Annotated in this window: 14 protein-coding genes and 1 other annotated feature; of the genes, 13 read left to right on the forward strand and 1 reads right to left on the reverse strand. The window is 34.5% G+C overall.

The features are described 5' to 3' along the window. The first annotated feature begins 1 nt into the window (after window position 1). The 7 genes from U8D43_RS09380 to U8D43_RS09410 all read left to right on the forward strand — a co-directional run bounded on the left by U8D43_RS09380 (window position 2) and on the right by U8D43_RS09410 (window position 6,287). A complete protein-coding gene (locus tag U8D43_RS09380) occupies window positions 2-820 on the forward strand; it encodes a DUF4238 domain-containing protein (protein WP_335870989.1) in 819 nt (272 codons plus the stop codon). A 1,000-nt stretch (window positions 821-1,820) separates the two neighbouring features. Further along, window positions 1,821-2,069, forward strand: a binding site (T-box leader). A 78-nt stretch (window positions 2,070-2,147) separates the two neighbouring features. Then, window positions 2,148-2,711, forward strand: a complete 564-nt coding sequence (locus U8D43_RS09385) for a GNAT family N-acetyltransferase (protein WP_335870925.1) — start codon at window positions 2,148-2,150, stop codon at window positions 2,709-2,711. 265 nt (window positions 2,712-2,976) lie between these two features. Next, window positions 2,977-3,552 (forward strand): sigma-70 family RNA polymerase sigma factor, encoded by a 576-nt coding sequence (locus U8D43_RS09390; protein ID WP_335870926.1) that lies wholly within the window; start codon window positions 2,977-2,979, stop codon window positions 3,550-3,552. Continuing rightward, window positions 3,506-4,171, forward strand: a complete 666-nt coding sequence (locus U8D43_RS09395) for a hypothetical protein (protein WP_335870927.1) — start codon at window positions 3,506-3,508, stop codon at window positions 4,169-4,171. The genes U8D43_RS09390 and U8D43_RS09395 overlap by 47 nt, the downstream gene beginning before the upstream one ends. Before the next feature lie 225 nt (window positions 4,172-4,396). Beyond that, window positions 4,397-4,912, forward strand: a complete 516-nt coding sequence (locus U8D43_RS09400; RefSeq protein ID WP_335870928.1) for a hypothetical protein — start codon at window positions 4,397-4,399, stop codon at window positions 4,910-4,912. 694 nt (window positions 4,913-5,606) lie between these two features. Beyond that, a complete protein-coding gene (locus U8D43_RS09405) occupies window positions 5,607-5,852 on the forward strand; it encodes a hypothetical protein (protein WP_335870929.1) in 246 nt (81 codons plus the stop codon). A 189-nt stretch (window positions 5,853-6,041) separates the two neighbouring features. Beyond that, complete coding sequence (locus U8D43_RS09410; RefSeq protein ID WP_335870930.1) at window positions 6,042-6,287, forward strand: hypothetical protein; 246 nt, start codon at window positions 6,042-6,044, stop codon at window positions 6,285-6,287. A gap of 513 nt (window positions 6,288-6,800) precedes the next feature. On the opposite strand, the gene U8D43_RS09415 is transcribed toward U8D43_RS09410, so the two are convergent. Further along, window positions 6,801-7,916, reverse strand: a complete 1,116-nt coding sequence (locus tag U8D43_RS09415; protein ID WP_335870931.1) for an IS4 family transposase — start codon at window positions 7,914-7,916, stop codon at window positions 6,801-6,803. Window positions 7,917-8,692: 776 nt separating this feature from the next. Here U8D43_RS09415 and U8D43_RS09420 point away from each other — a divergent pair. The 6 genes from U8D43_RS09420 to U8D43_RS09445 all read left to right on the forward strand — a co-directional run bounded on the left by U8D43_RS09420 (window position 8,693) and on the right by U8D43_RS09445 (window position 16,044). Beyond that, window positions 8,693-9,304 carry a Type 1 glutamine amidotransferase-like domain-containing protein gene (locus U8D43_RS09420; protein WP_335870932.1) on the forward strand — a complete coding sequence of 204 codons (612 nt, stop codon included), beginning with the start codon at window positions 8,693-8,695 and terminating at the stop codon, window positions 9,302-9,304. Window positions 9,305-9,614: 310 nt separating this feature from the next. Continuing rightward, the gene (locus tag U8D43_RS09425; protein ID WP_335870933.1) at window positions 9,615-9,824 is read left to right on the forward strand and encodes a hypothetical protein; all 210 of its coding nucleotides are present in this window, start codon (window positions 9,615-9,617) and stop codon (window positions 9,822-9,824) included. Window positions 9,825-9,966: 142 nt separating this feature from the next. Then, window positions 9,967-11,460 carry a BMQ_0737 family morphogenetic spore coat protein gene (locus tag U8D43_RS09430; protein WP_335870934.1) on the forward strand — a complete coding sequence of 498 codons (1,494 nt, stop codon included), beginning with the start codon at window positions 9,967-9,969 and terminating at the stop codon, window positions 11,458-11,460. Between the two features lie 1,511 nt (window positions 11,461-12,971). Further along, entirely contained in the window at window positions 12,972-13,745 is a 774-nt protein-coding gene (locus tag U8D43_RS09435; RefSeq protein ID WP_335870935.1) for a hypothetical protein, read from the forward strand. Window positions 13,746-13,780: 35 nt separating this feature from the next. After that, on the forward strand, window positions 13,781-15,043 hold the full coding sequence (locus U8D43_RS09440; RefSeq protein ID WP_335870936.1) for a cell wall-binding repeat-containing protein: 1,263 nt from the start codon (window positions 13,781-13,783) through the stop codon (window positions 15,041-15,043). A gap of 179 nt (window positions 15,044-15,222) precedes the next feature. Beyond that, window positions 15,223-16,044, forward strand: a complete 822-nt coding sequence (locus U8D43_RS09445; RefSeq protein ID WP_335870937.1) for an alpha/beta fold hydrolase — start codon at window positions 15,223-15,225, stop codon at window positions 16,042-16,044. The last annotated feature ends 876 nt before the right edge of the window (window positions 16,045-16,920 follow it).

The raw sequence follows: 16,920 nt of genomic DNA on the forward strand, positions 1-16,920 counted from the left end.
GATAAAAGGTATTATTGACACCAATGAATTCCCGAGTTTTGAAGAGTATATTGAACTTATAAAATTCATTTTAGTAAGTGAAGCAAGAAACTTAAGGTCTGCAGACTCAACAAATAATATGGTTGACTTTATGACTAAAACAATGATGAAAGAACATCCCGAATTTAAAGATGTCGACTTAGACCAATTCACAATTGGTTGGAATGAACCGGCTAATCACCAGATAAAAGCTGCACTTGAAAGTATACCTATGGTTATTGATTTAGAACCTATCTTAATTGTAGAACAAACAGGAGCGAGAAGATTTATTACATCTGATAATTCTGTCGTTCGTTATAATTCTTTTTATGTTAGCAAGGGATATACCAGAGGTTTTGGTTTTATAACGAGGGGGCTACAATTATTTCTTCCTATCTCACCTCATAAATGTATTATGCTATATGACAAACTAGCTTACGATATTCCTGAGGTGAAAAATGGTGTATTAACCTTACGTAGAGCGAAAGATGTTGATCAATTAAATGACTTTTTTTATTTAAATGCATATAATAACGTATTTTTTAATCAAAAGACAAAAAAAGATTATATCGAGGGATTATACAAAAAGAACATTCGCAAACCGAAGATAAAAGACTTTGAAAGAGAAGTGGCCTCTTTTGAATCAGTTGATTCGGATGGAATGTTAGTTAGCTTTAGCCAAAATAAAGTGTCAAAAGACTTTCGATTTTCATGGATAAGGAATTCCCTATTTGCTAATAGCTTAAAGGTTCCTTCTCACATGGGAGGGTTGAATCGAACAGAATCTCCATTGATAAGGTAATTTTTAGAAGCAGAGAAAGCTAAATATTCAAATGATTTTGCAAAACGAAACGAAAAATTTGTTAGAAAAGAATATAAGTAAAAAAAATGACCAATAAAAAGGTCACTTTATTTTTCAGTGAAGAGGTTCAGGCACCGTTTATCCTTCAAAAGAGGCAGAAGATTGTACTTTAAAAGACGGTAGATCTCCCCTCCTCACTAATATCGTGTTGAATGATTTAGATCAGTGGATTGCTGACCAATGGAAGTTCTTTCCTCTGCACAAATCATACAAATCAAAAGTTGGTGAACGATACGCAAAGAAACGGTCTAATCTGAAGGAAGGATACCTCGTCTGCTATGCGGACGACTGTGCGCCACGAAAGTGTCCGTGAGTAGCGAGACTACTCAAAGCAACTATGCTGTACAAATGATGACGGTGGGCCCGGCGGAATCGCCATACAGGTGGAGGTTTCAAACTACCTTAAGGTGCTGTAGTCAAAAGCTATGGTATTGAGCGTTAAGGTGCGGATAATAGAATTAGCCGATACAGTATGAAAATGGGGAAATGTGAATTCACAGGCCGGGATTTACAGGCGTTTGAAGTGCATTGTCATCACCATCTCCCAAAGTCACTAGGAGGAAACGATAAGTTTCATAACCTGCGAATTCTTCACCAGGATATTCACCGGTTAATCCACCTAACAGACATGGAGAAGATAGAGTCAATCCTTAAAAATCTCAACATCTCAAAGACCATTTTGAACAAAATCAATCAATACCCGAAGGTATGTGAACTGGAAAACATCGTATTATCCTAATCGTCAAAGTAACTAGGAACTTATAATCTAGTACATATCAGTCAGTAGATGGACCGCCGAATACTGGGAAACTAGCACGTTCGGTGCGGAGCAGGGGAAAAGTCGGAGATAGCTTCAAACGCTTACCTATTGCTAACGTTAATTGAAAAAGCTTTTGACAATTTTAGCAAAAAAAGGTATAATTTTTAGAAAATTTCATATTATTGAGCGTTGATGAGAAGAGTAGTTAAGAACTGAATTTTTACAGAGAGCTCCAACCTGCTGAAAAGGAGTAATTTTCGTCTTAATGAATAAAGCCTCGGAGCTTCTTGCCAAGCTAATGAAAATTAGGGATAGTAAGACGGATTCTTCCGATATCAAGATAGGGTATGAAAGTACCTGAAGAGGTTGGTATGGTGACGTATCAACAAACTGAGGTGGTACCGCGAAATTACAACTCTCGTCCTCAAGAATTATTTCTTGGGGGTGAGAGTTTTTTTATTGCAAAAGTTTAAATAGAAATCAACAAAAATCAGGAGGGGATTTAGAGTGAATCCAATATTAATAGATGTTCCGCTGCAAATAGAAACAGAAAGACTAGTTCTCAGGGCACCACATCAAACTGGTGATGGGAATATTGTAAACCAAGCTATTAGAGATTCATTTGAGGAATTAAAGGCTTGGTTACCCTTTGCCCAAGAACTTCCTACTATTGAAGAAACGGAGATTAATTTGAGAAATGCTCATATAAATTTTTTGAAAAGAGAAAGTTTCCGTTTTCTAATTTTTCGTAGGGATAACAACGATTTTATAGGGACCATTAGTTTTCAGGGGATAGACTGGGATATTCCAAAATGCGAAATCGGATACTGGATTAATACAAAGTTTAGTGGCTATGGATATATGACGGAAGCTGTAAAGGAGTTAACTGATTTTGGTTTAAATCACATTAAATTTAAAAGAATTGAAATTCGTTGTGAATCAACAAATCAGAGAAGTCGCTCAATCCCTGAGAAACTTGATTTCGAATTTGAAGGGACATTAAGAAACGATGATTTATCCGCAGATGGAAGTAAACTAACAGATACTAGTATCTATTCAGTGATTAGATAAGGTATCTTCTGAAGAAATCAATCTTCCATTATAGGGGGCAATAACTGAAGATCAGCTAATTGATTCGTCTATTGCCCTTGTTCAATTAAAGGGCAGGTTAATGAAATATGATCCGAATATATCGTACAAAAACGGGAGTCGATTGCCATATAAGGTGATCGCCTTTTGTATTAGCGGGTATTTGAATATTTTTATTAAATTCTTCAACGATTAGGAATGTAGAATCGTCTAATGATTAATAAGAAAAAGAAAGGAGGTTGTTGTTATGAATTATCGCAGTTTTTCTTCAAATGATGACTTATTCGCATACATCTTCAACGAGTATAATGATGATGTTTACCGCTTAATTTTTACATATGTAAAGAAAAAAGAAATTGCCGAAGATTTAGTACAAGACGTTTTTATAAAGTGCTATAAGAATATTGACAATTTTAAAGGTAACTCTTCTGTTAAAACGTGGATCATGAGTATTGCCATCAATCAATCTAAAGACTATCTAAGGAGTGCTTATTCAAGGTATGTATACCTTAGTGATAAGATATCTTCCCTTGCTAAAGGAAATACCAAAACACCTGAGGATTTGGTTTTGGAGGATTACGGAAAACATTGCCTGACAAAAGAGATTCTGAATTTACCATTAAAGTATCGTGAAGTTATTTACCTCTATTATTTTCAAGAATTGAAAATTAAAGAAATAGCCGCTGTATTAGGTGTTAACGAAAATACAATGAAATCACGGCTGTCCAGAGCAAAAGAACTGGTAAAGAAAAATTTGCAAGGGGGGAATACTAAGGATGGAGAGAAATATCAAACAACTAGTCAGGGAATCTCCTTTGAATAAGATTAGTCTGAGCAATGAAAGGAAAATGGAAATGTTTCACCAGATAAAAAACGGGGCTAAGGCAAAAAGAGCAACCAAAAATAGATTTATATTTGCTCCTCTATTCTCAACTATTTTTGTAGCTGCATGTATATCAATATTTGCTTATTATGGGGGTACAGAGTTAGGGGTCTTCGAAAATAAAAATGGAAATAGTAATTTAGAGTTATATGAAGTTGATATAAATAGGCCAGTTTTTTTGGATGAGAAATTTAAATTCCCTACAAAGCTCCCATTTAAAGTAGAAGAGGTAACAACTAAAACAGTTGATGATTCCTCATATGGAACAATGCATAGTGTAAGGTTTGAGGGAGAGCAAAATCAAATTCTCAGAGTTTTATTTTTTGAATCTAGTGTTGGTGAAGAACATCAACATTCCAGTGGTGAGAAGATAGAAAGTGGAGATATTATTGGTTATTATCACCCTGGCCAATTGTTTGATGATAATGAACTTAATAGAAGTACTTTTCATTGGTCAGAAAATGAACGAACGCAGTACGATATCTATTATGATCCAGGTAAATCAGAAATTATGCTTTATCAGAATGAATTGGTGCAGATAGCTAAGTCATTCCAGTAAGACATAAAATAAATTAGAAGGGTGATTGCTGTAAATGGCGGTCTCCTTTGAATTTAAAAAACCTAATATTAAGGTAAGCACAGGTTAAAGCGAATGGAAATTTAAAAATTAAGTAATTGAGTTTCTAATTACTAAAGTGTTTATGAATAAGGAATATTATCTTTGTGTTATTAGATATTTGAAACTTTCTTTTTTCAGTACGTAAATAATTAAAGGGGGATAATTATGAAAGATGCCTTTGGTTTAATCAGGATATTATTGGTTTTAGCTTTTTTTTCAGTTTTAATGGCAGCGTGTAGTTCTTCAAAGGAAGATGATGAGGATATGAAAACAATCCAAACTTATTTAGAAAATGAATTTACAGGTCCTAGTGATGAACTAATTAATGCCCTTGAGCAAGAGGGTGCATATCCACCTGATTTACAAGAGTATGTAGAAGAAAACTATAAGCCGCTAGTTGCAGACTTAAAACAATTTGTTAATAAAAATTGGGCATTGACATATCTCAGGTTTGCATATGAAAATGGCTATCAATTAGAGCCAACTAACATTGACATACAAAAAATAGAGGGTGACACTGAAAATGCTACCTACAAGTACAAAGTTAAAGTAGAGTACAATAAAGGTGAACTAACAAACACAGCAAATGTCACTGGAAGAATTAACTTAAATGAAAATGGGGAAATTTCGATCATACGAAATATAGATGATGGTGGATTATTAGAAAAATTGAAGCAATAAAAGAATAGGAATTCTAATAAAGGCTTACTCAAGAAAAAAATGGGCGTTGATCCAAGAAGGATTAACGCTATTTTGTTGGTGTTATTGGATTAACGGGCAGCTTAACGGAATAAGTGAATGCGGCTACCAACTGGACAGCAGCGTAAAAAAATCCGCAGTATAGCTGAACAAATGAAATTATAATTTTGATGAATTCGAAGGGTGATTGGAATTGAAAGTAATAATTCAAGCAATTTTATGTTCAATTACTATTCATATAGTTTATTTCATTAGTACGATGACAATAGGCTATATAAGGACGAAGAGGTATGTTCCTGATATGGAAGCTGCTTGGAACAATGTTGAAAAACTACCCAACAGAATATGATTTGGCGCTACAATTTCACCAGCTTTATACTTTTTTTCTTTAGTTATTGTAGCGTTACTGTGCGGTTTGATTATTCTCTTATCAAAGCGAACTTTTATTTAGGATTTCAATTATAGAGGCTTATCCGGAACTAGATGAGCTTCTTTTTTATTTATAGTTTTTCTTGAATGATCTGTTCGATTTTGAAATAATTGGAATAAAGTTAAAGGGGCTGGATTCTTTAATAGGCACATTTTATTAGGAAGTCTATTGGAGTAACGATAGATAAGTATTAGGTTTTTTGTATTAAACATATAAGTTGATCGTTGAAAGAAGGGATTGTAAGCTATGAATGCCGATAAACAAGATAAAAATCAACGGCTACGAATGGCTCAAAGTTTATACAGAAAGAGGAAGTATAAAAATGTAAAAAGAGATAGAGATAGAAAAATATGGACAATATTTATTGTTATTGCTGTCTTGGTTTCACTTCTCTTTCTTATTATAAATGAGTTGTACTTTATTGATCGTGGTTTCCCATCACCATCTGAATTATTTTCGAAGATAGCCGCAACTTTTAACCGAGTTTTCTAATCGATATTTTAAAACTCAAACCCAGGTCGCCTCGTCCTTGGGGAGATGGTTATTCCATTAAATTGGGCAATAGCTGAAGATCAGGAGCTGGTCTCGGTTTTATCAATACTCCATTAAAGGGCAGGTTTATGAAATAAGAAGAATATGTTTTGTGATAAAACTCAGCAAATAATTAGGGGGTATTTACTTATGGGAGAGACTATTAAACAGAAAGATGGAAGGAAAATATTGTTAACAATAAGTTGGATTTCGGCATTTTTTCCTTATCTATTTAGTCCAATTGTGTTTGGCCCAATTGCGTTTTTTCTTGGATTAGTTTTAAGAAGAGATTATGAAGTAGGTAATCAAGGAAAGATAATTATGGTTTTGGGAGTCGTTAATACAATAGGCGGAATTATATTTTCAACTTGGATAGTAAGCAACCTTGGAGTTTAAGAGTTTTTGAATTCATCTTCATGTAAAGGGGGCAATAACTGAAGATCATCTAATTGATCTGGCTATTGCCCTTGTTCAATTATTGGGCAGTTTTATGGAATAAGGAGGCACTAAATAAATCACAAAATGTTACAATTGTGTTAGAGGTGAAATGAACAATTTAGATTAAGGAGGATTTTTGTGGAGAGGACTTTAGTAAAAACTGGTATATATTCCTTTATTACTTCTTTCTCATTGATGATAGTCCTGATACAAAGGGTTAGAAGTACAACAGATGTTGATGGAATGGTTTCGTTAGAGGAAACTCCTTATCCAGAGTTTTTCTTTATGATTTTAAAATACTCAATAATTATTACATTCATAATGGTCCATTAGTGTTGCATAAATAAAGACTTAATATTCAGTTATATTGTTTTCGTTGTTAAGAGCAAAAAATTCAGCACCTGAACAAAAGTGGCTCGTCCATTTGGTTTTTATTTCCATTTATACAGTAGCGACACGACCTATTTTATATTACGGAATAGTTTTTCCTTCGACTTTCCGGATCCAAGTACGTGCTGGTTTCCAGATGGTTCCTATAAAGTAACGCGTTATTTGTAAAATTGTCCGTTTACTATTCGTGGTTTGTTGAGCTAGGACATGTAAACAATACGTGATTAACGCAATGAAGACTTGATTATGAATGGCCCATTCGCTTTGACCAAAAAATTTCTTTATCTTTACGTGTTGTTTGATCCATTTAAAAAACAATTCAATTGCCCAGCGTGATTTGTACATTTCTGAAATTTCATCAGGTTCTAAATCAAAACGATTCGTAACTAAATTAAGTAGGTTTCCTTTTGAATCGATGACCTTAAGTAAGCGAAAATAGTTCTCTGCTCGATTTTGCGTGGTACCAATCAACATCATTTGATCCGATAGAACAGAAGAATCCTCTGGAATTTCGAAGTCATAAACTACTCGTGTCACGGCGTTTTTCCGTAATCTCGAAAGGAAAAAATACCCTTCATCGGTCATCCGATCAAAGCGTTCATAATCTATATAGCCTCGGTCGAACACATACATGCATTCTTTGTCATCAACTAAAACTTCGAGATGATTCTTGTCATGTTCAATGGCGTTTGTAATGACCGCTTTTTCCGGGTAGGATGATCCGTTTTCCATGAATACAAGGCGGAGGTGTAATTTCACACCTGCTTTTGACTTCCGAAACTCCGCCCATTGGTGGTAGGTCAAATTTAAAGGTAGTGTACTCGAATCAATGATTTTTAATGGCATAGGGATTTTCGCATAGTTTGTTTTTTGATGAATCTGCACGACTAAATCTAGAAACAGCCGTTGAAAAATATCAGGGTGAATACTGTTTAATCGACGAGAAAGTTGCGAAACACTGATGGACTCTATGTTGACGCCTTGCTGAAAGTCGTCATCAATTAGAGCATCCCTCAAATCGTAAAGGCTATCAGATTGTTTTACTTGTGCAAAAAGCATAAGTTTTAGAAATGAATCCATAGTTAGTTTTTTAGTATAACGGTTATATTGCATGGTTTTCACATCTTTTTCAAATGATTGAAAATTTATCGGAGAAAACCATTGCCCAAATGAAGTTTTTCGTGTAATCTTGTCCATGATTTTGGTCCTTTTTAGTGGATTGGGACGGGTTACCACCTGACTTTATCCATTATAAAGGACTTTTTCTTTGCATAAAATAATAAAATTGAAGATTGTGAGTATTTTAAATATTTACATTAAATTAATGCAACACTAGTGAAATTAAACAACTTTAAAACTACTTATCAAATTATTTGTTAGGTGGTTACTTCGTTTCTAGAGCAAAAATTAAACAACTTTATTATTGCTATACACTATGAGGTTAGTTTAGATCAAACTGGCTTTCGGACATAGGCGAAAGCGTAAAATATTATATGCTTGATTGTGAAGAAAAGAAGACTAATCCAACAATAGAAGGTTTAATTTCGTGGATTGATAAAATGCACGAAGAAGCTGAATCTTAATGAGTATTTCAACAAAATAGGGTAAGAATTGACCAAAACTGTGACACATTGAGGTGATTAAAATGGAATACGAAAAGTGCCCTAAGTGTAACAACGAGAATTTAAAGATATACGAACAACATGCTGTAGGTGTAATTCGTTCAGCACGCACTGGAAAGATAATAAAGAATGACGGCTACTTAGTGTGGATTTGAAATAAACTCGCGATGTTTAAAATAAAGATGCGACGTTTGTGAAAAAGTTGCGAAGCTTTATCCCTTTGGATTTTGCATTGTCCAAAGGGTGTTTTTTATGGTAAAAATAATATAAGGTTATACCGCAATCGAGCCAAATTTTGTTAAAGGGATTTTCAAATCTGTATAAAAGCAATAACGAAAAAGGAGAATTGATATGAAGAAAATATTTTTAACATCTTCGTTTAAAGATGTAGTTGATCTATTCAGGGAATTTGTTGATGAGGATTTAAAAGGGAAAATTTTAACATTCATTCCTACTGCGAGTATCCCAGAAGAAGTCGTTCACTATGTTTATACAGCAAAAGAAGAATTCAAAAAGTTGGGCGTGATAGTTGAAGAACTTGATGTTGCTGTAGCAACGCAAGAAGAGATTAAAGAAAAATTGGAACGAAATGATTTTATCTATGTTTCAGGAGGAAACACGTTTTTCCTGCTGCAAGAGCTGAGAAGATCAGGAGCAGATAAGATAATAAAAGAACAAGTTGATTCGGGAAAATTGTATATTGGGGAATCGGCAGGAGCAATAGTAACTTCTCCTAATATAGAGTATGTGAGATTTATGGATGATAAAGAAAAAGCTACAAACTTGAACACATTTGAAGGTCTGAACTTAGTTGGATTTTATCCTGTTCCTCACTGTATTAACGAGCCATTTAAGGACGCGGCATCGGATTTAATTGTTCATTATGGTTCCACGTTAAATCTTTTGCCCATTTCAAATACACAAGTAATTGAAGTTAAAGAAAACAATGTAGTTGTTTGTTAAAAAAATCAACTATCGGGGACAATTGTTGCAGATTAACAGCAGGAAATGAGCAAACTTTATTATAAAAAATGCAAATTATTTCACAAAGAATTGACCCGTTTTGAGCAAACTTTTTTCAAAACGGGTTCTTTTCAATTAACGTAAAATGTTGGTTTGTTTGGTGTTTTTAATCAAACTTTATTTCAAAGCAACACTTAGAAACGACTTGTTGGAATTACTTTTGTAAATGTGGTTGGAGTGGAGAGATAAGCGCTCAATAATTAATTGAACTATCCTCTTTACACAAAAAGCGAAGTAAAGGAGTGAGGAAATGTCTATCAAAGATCATCAATGTGAAGAAATGAATTTAGCCATAAAAGAATTACGGAATGGAGATAAGTTAGAAATTTCTAAAATTGACGGTAGCCCATATATGGAAGTGACAACAGAAATATATGATTCAAGTTATGGTGAAGGTGAAGAAAGTATATTTATACCAATTAAATTCTGTCCATTTTGCGGAAATAGCCTTGTGAAGTGAACTCCAATGAAATTGCTATGTGGTAGTTTGAGAAAAGAGGATATTAACCTTTTGACCCAAAGAGCGACACAAAGTAGGTGAGCGTCCACACCCACTCCTTTGAGCTTTCATAGAATGATACTATGAAAGGAGTTGACAATAAATGATGCAACTCAATCCTTTTCAAGATGGACAAGAACCCATTTGTATACATGTTCACAAGGTGTATGACTGGATCATCAATGAAGCTGATTTCACGTTACCATTAGGGAATACAACGATTTCTTTCCCTGGATTACCTGCTGGAGCAGACTTATCAGGAGTAACGACTACATGTGAGGTACTACCTGATCCCACGAATCCCTTTCAGATCGTGAGTAGGGAAGATCGTACGGTTATCATTGATGGGGAAGAAGTAACGCTACAATGGGTAACGATTCAAAAGAATGTAATGATTACGTTCATGATTATGTTGGCCGATGGAACGGTCTTTAGAAGTGGCAATACAGAGGAACAGTATTTGTATGTGGCAAATAGTGACGATAGTACTATCGAAATCTATAATATTTCCGATCCAACAGCGCCTGTACGAGAAGGCCAGTTCGGGGGTGGAGATTTAGATGAGCCATTTGGTTTAGCCATCACCGGTTCTATTCTCTATGTAAGTAATAGAGACGATTCCACCGTTGAAATCTATGATATATCCAATCCAACAGCACCTGTACGAGAGGGGCAGTTTGGAGATGGAGATTTAGATCAACCAGTAAGTTTAGCCATCACCGGTTCCATTCTCTATGTAAGTAATATAAATGATAACACCATCGAAATCTATGATATTTCCGATCCAATAGTGCCTGTGCGAGAGGGGCAGTTTGGAGCTGTAGATTTAGATGAGCCATCAGGCTTAGCCATCACCGGTTCTATTCTCTATGTAAGTAATAACGGCGATAACACCATCGAAATCTATGACATTTCCGATCCAACAGCGCCTGTACAAGAGGATCAGTTTGGAGCTGTAGATTTATCTGGGCCAACAGGTTTAGAAATTACAGGTTCGATCCTCTATGTAAGTAATTTAAGCGATAACACCATCGAAATCTATGACATTTCTGATCCAATAGTACCTGTACGAGAGGATCAGTTTGGAACCGGGGATTTATCTGGGCCAACAGGTTTAGAAATTACAGGTTCGATCCTCTATGTAAGTAATTCTTCTGATGGTACCATTGAAATCTATGATATATCCGATCCAACAGTACCTGTACGAGAGAGTCAGTTTGGAGCTGGGGATTTAAATATACCAGTAGGTCTAGCCATCACAGGTGTTAGTGGTCCTCAACGATTTTCTCTCTTTGAGCAAGTCGTATTATGTGCGCCTACTGGAACCAACATTGATATCACTTATACTCAACGAGAGTGTTTTCTCGTGAGCACGGGCACTCTTACTGAATCTCCAGGGGGCGGACAAATCACATTCTCTAATGTAATCATTAAGCTGACCCTTTGCCAAAGTATTCAGTCTACATTCCCTGTAGCCGTAGAATTAGAAGCCGACTTCTGTCAACCTAGAGACGTTTTACCACAAACTTGTCCATCACCCGTTAGACCACCACAGTGTCCCATAGTATTTCCAGAATTCCCACCTTCCTCATCATAGTTCTGAGAAAGGTGAGGAGGGACCCATGATTTTCATTTTAAAATGGATGAACGAGAAGAAGTTTACTGAACACTTCGAAGAAACTGTTCAGTAAATTTATTCGCCCCTACTTCCAAATAACAACATTATAACTTAACTACATAATTGGAGTTACCTCGAATTCATATTTTCGGCAATCGGGAGCGCTTGTGGATCAAAGGTAGAAAATAATCGAACTTTTTTATAAAAATCCACAATTAACCTTCAGGAGAAGAAGTCATTTTGATCAATCTTTTTTCAAAATGGCTTCTCTTTGCAGGTGATAGTATAAAGGTTTGTGAGATATTTTTGAACAAACTTTAATCCAAACCGACATAAAGGGCCATATAACTGAATGAAAGATTGTGTAAATATAGAATATTTGCAATAATTGTAATTAAACTAGAGGATGCTAGGGAGTGGTATTTTGAAATTGCTCGTTGCTATTCCTATTATTTTTAATGGGTGCACTCCTTGTTTCGACGGTGGAATAAACATCAACAACAACAGTCATTCTAAATAAGAACTATATTGTTGAAGACTAGCCTATTAAATGGATATTTATGTAACGTAGTATGAACATCGTAAGTGCTTTATTAAACATATGGAAGAAAAAGTGAGCAATTAGTCAATGGGAGTGTGGTGTTTATAGTTATGGATCTGGTAAAAAACATTGAAGAAGTATATATAATCGTATACTGCATAATTGTATTGTGGATTAATATTGACTACTTAAGGGATTTTAAGAATATAAAAAAGGGAATTAGTGAGATTTCTTCCGATGCTGAGTTGGATATAAATCCAAATTCTATTCCCTTCTTTCTTTTTGTTATGATGTTTAATTTCTTTCGAAGGTGGTTGATTTATTTACTTGCAGTGTTAATTACAGAAAACACTGTTGTAATTATCATTTCATTTGTTTTATTTGTTATAAGTTTGTATGATAGCGTATTTAATTTTAGCTTAGTAAAGGTAAAAAAATCTAATGTTGGATTATACTTGTTAGTCATTGATACAATATTTATCTCATTTTTTGTTATTTATCTATTTATTTAAGAGATGAATAGATTGGGTCGATGTGAGTTATTCAACTTTAAAAACTTTATCATTTGTTAGGATATTTGTTCTTATCTTTAGGAATGCGATTTTTATTAGATAGTACTAATACAGGGGATTCTTTTGAATACAGCTATAAATATTTTTAAAGATTATCTCGAATTCAAGTCTTCAAGAGTTGGGCGCTGATAGTCGAATAACAAAGGTAGAAAATGATCGAACTTTTTTATAAAAATTCACATTGAATCTTCAGGAGAAGAATCTATTTTGATCAATCTTTTTTCAAAATGGATTCTTTTTGTTAGCAATAATATTGAGGATTGGAAGATGTTTTTGATCAAACTTTATTCCAAACCAACAGCTATACAGAGATTTAAAGACTTCTATTGTTTCAATAAACATACTAGTATTAAGAATTAAAAATAAAGGAGAATAAAATGGATACAAGTAAGTCAAGTTTTCTAAACACAGTAATCGATAGGAAAATGCTAGTAGGGATATCACTATTTTTCATATTGGTAACAGCAACAATGTACTCAGTCACAACGTTATCCAATGGGTCCGCTGTACCTGCTCTGACTAGTAAGGTTTTCTTAATTATTGCTAGTTTTGTAGTGACAACTTTATGGTTTACGAAATTAAATTTACGAAAATTAAAGAAAGAATTTACTTTTCTGGAGTATTTCAAATTAGTAGAAAACATCATTCTGTTTGTTGTAGAGAGAGCCAAATATGTTAGATACATAAGCAAATCCTTAGTACGTACATTGATCAATATGATGTTGTTATACGTGTTTTTGAACTATTTGCTAGAACCGCTATTGTCCCCATTTTATTCAGTGATAAATAATGTTGTTTTTTACAACCTTCTAACCATAGCAGAAAGTGTATCTATTGTGCTGCAATTGGCTATCGGGATAATGATAAGTTATATAATTTTTTCTGTTATTTATCGGCATGAAAAAGATAAATTTGCGATACAGGAATTAGAAAAGATATTGACTACGTTGAACAGTATGGATGTTGAAGTGACTTTTTCTCATAAGAATGGGTTACGATTATTAGATACAGATAAGTTACTTGGTCAGTTGGTAGAAATGAACAATGAGAATTCGCAAAAATTATATATTAAGATAAAAAAAATGTATTTCGATTTACAGAGCATTGAAATAACTCCTGAAAACTATAGAACCAAACGTCTAATTCAATAATAGGTCTTTGTATAAGGAGAAAAAGGAGAACATAAATGAAATTCTATAAATTATTAAGTAGCTTGCTTGTAATAGCTATGTTTAGTTCGACAAACGTAGCTTTTGGTAATGGAAGTGAAGCTGATTATGGGCAATGTGAGATGACGATTAGTATCAATAATGTAGGTTTTGAAAATGGTGTAAGTCCGAATAACTTTTGTGAACCAGTTATTGTGGGATATTTCGGAGCAGGTAACTTTCATTTGAGTGGCCTTTATAACGGAACGGTGGAATATAGTGGACAGACCTTTGAAATTTCTAATCCATTTTCACCAAACATCCATGAAATGTTAACGTTCTATATAGTTGGGGCTGATGGAGAAGAAGTAGGAGATTATATTCGCTTTTCTGGGAAAACAAGATTAGATACTGCGATAGAAGTGTCTAAACAAGGGTGGCCGAAAGGGTTGAAATATCCTCATGAAAAATCTGTCATTCTTGCAAGAGCTGACAATCCTGTCGATGCTTTAGCAGGATCTGGTTTATCAGGTGCTAAAGATGCTCCAATACTATTAACCTATCCATCGAGAATAGATCAATCTGTACTCAATGAAATTAGTAGACTAAAAACTGATAAAATTTATTTGCTTGGTGGAACTTCAGCGATAAGTACCACAGTTGAAAAAAAATTACTGAAACTAGGATACGATGTAGAGCGTGTAGCAGGGGCTACTCGTTTTGATACTGCTGCTAATATCAACAAAATTGTTTCAAGAGTCAATTTTACCAATACGAACGCAATTATTGTGAACGGGTATACTGTGGCAGATGCTCTTTCGGCTTCTGCTCATGCTTCTCTTGTAGCAGAACCAATTTATTTAGCAAATAGCGACGAATTACCTGTTAATCTACCTGATACCATTACTTCTGTCGATATTTATGGAGGGAAAGCTGTAATATCAGAAAAGCTCTCAGCTCAATTAGAATCAAAAGGGATTACTGTGAATCGCATTGCAGGATCAAATCGATACGCGACGAGTGTTGCTGCAGCTCAGCATTTATCTGATTCTAGATTTAATTATATTTTGGTTCGTGGTGAGTCTACCTCTACTACCAAACAAGACTATCCGGATGCGGTAGTCGCTTCCGGTTTATCTCACCAATTTGGAGCGCAGATAGTATTGATACACCCAACGGAAACACGTCAAGAAGTGAAAGATTATTTAAAAAACAAGAGTGGGCGAGTCTTTGTATTAGGAGGTGATAATGCGATTTCGGAAGATGTGCTCGTTAATTTAGAACTTGGAGTAACAGAATGATAAACAATCCCCCTATAAATTTATTTATAGGGGGATTGTTTTGATACACTTCCGCTTAACCAATATATAGATTCTAGTCCTAGAAATGTATTAATTTGTAATGTGCGAGAGATAATCCTTGAAGGACTTTTAGGGTTTTTGTCTAATAACTACCATTAGAACAAGGGAGGAATAAATCTATGAAGAAAACAATATTAACCGTATCTTTATCCGTCTCCATGCTATTCATCGGTACTAACACTACTGCATCCGCTAAACCACACGAAGATTTCTCTAGTAAGGTGGATGTTGGAAAGGTGGACCTTTTTGTAAATGTCCAAGGATCTGAGAATCGAGATATGCATGAACCTGCTGTCGTTTTTGAGAGCGGCTATGGAGATGACTCTAGTAATTGGAATGGACTTCAAGCGGAAATATCTGAAGTAACCCAAACCCTCTCTTATGACCGAGTAGGGTTAGGTCAAAGTGGTAATGGTGAAATGCCAAAGGACGCTGAACATCATGCAAAGCAACTTCATAAAGCGATTAAAAAATCAAAAATTAAGGCACCTTATGTAATTGTTGCCCATTCCATTGGAGGAATCAATGCTCGTGTATATGCAGAAAAATTTGGAGACGAGTTAGATGGAATAGTATTCATTGACAGTTCACATGAAAGTCAAGAGGAGCTAATGATTGAACCTTATTTACCAGAAGAAATGAAAGAATTTTATTATGAACAGTTTACAGCCGAAGGAGACTATGAAACTGTTATGAATAGTTTTCAACAAGCTTTAGACTCCCGAGAATCAGATCCATTACGTACCATTCCGATTACCGTCCTATCAGCTACAGAACATGGTTTAGGCAACGAAGCGGAACAAGTTTGGGCTATGCTACAACAAGATATTGCTTCATTATCTGACCATAATACTCACATTACAGTCGAAGGTGCTGGTCACTATATTCATTTAGATCAACCTAAATTGGTTATTGATGAAATAGTGAAAATGATTGATTGATGAATAAAAAATAGAAAAAGAGGCTGGGACAAAACCCACTTCTGATAAAATAAAGTTTGATTACTTTGAAAAAAGTTTAACCGTTTTAGAAGGAGAGTATTAGAGGAAATATTGATATATAGAGGTTTATGGAAATTTTTGATCAACTTTTTTATAAAAACTGCACACTAATTCACAATGAAAGAAGCCGTTCTGATCAATCTTTTTTCAAAATGGCTTCTTTTTGTTCGCGATATTATTAAGGTTTATCAGTTGTTTTGATCAAACTTTATTCCAAACCAACTGTGGATTTGAAATAAAGTCGTACCGTTTATAAAAAAGATGTACCGTTTACAATAAAGTCATACCGGTTTCAAAAAAGATGTACCGTTTTCCCCCTTTGGATAGTATACTTTTGATCAAACTTTTTATAAAAATTAAGCTATCAATTTAAAGAGAAGCACTCATTTTGATCAATCTTTTTTCAAAATGGATTCTTTTTGTTTGTCATAAGGTGAGCCTTTACATGACATTTTTGATCAAACTTTATTCCAAACCAACATCTGCTTTAATGGAGGACTGCTAGAGAATGCCTTGGGGTTTAGTTTTGATAGGACCTCCCACAAGTAAAAATAAGGAAGTTTTTCATAATAAACCTTTTCGGGGGGATATGCAAAAATACCCAATCTTTAAATCCCTCTACTGTAGCTGTTTAATTCTTTCATCAAAGAATAGTAAGAGTGATAGTGCATTTTATCAACGTATAAAAGCAACCACCAATTGCCCCTGAAAATTAGTGATTGCTAAAAATATTAACGTGAAACATATTTGTGAAACAAGAAAATTCGGGTAGAGAGGCACCCAGTGTTAAATTGAAGAAGGAAAGCACGAGATACG

The sequence above is a fragment of the Bacillus sp. 2205SS5-2 genome (genome assembly GCF_037024155.1).
Taxonomy (GTDB): Bacteria; Bacillota; Bacilli; order Bacillales; family Bacillaceae_K; genus Bacillus_CI.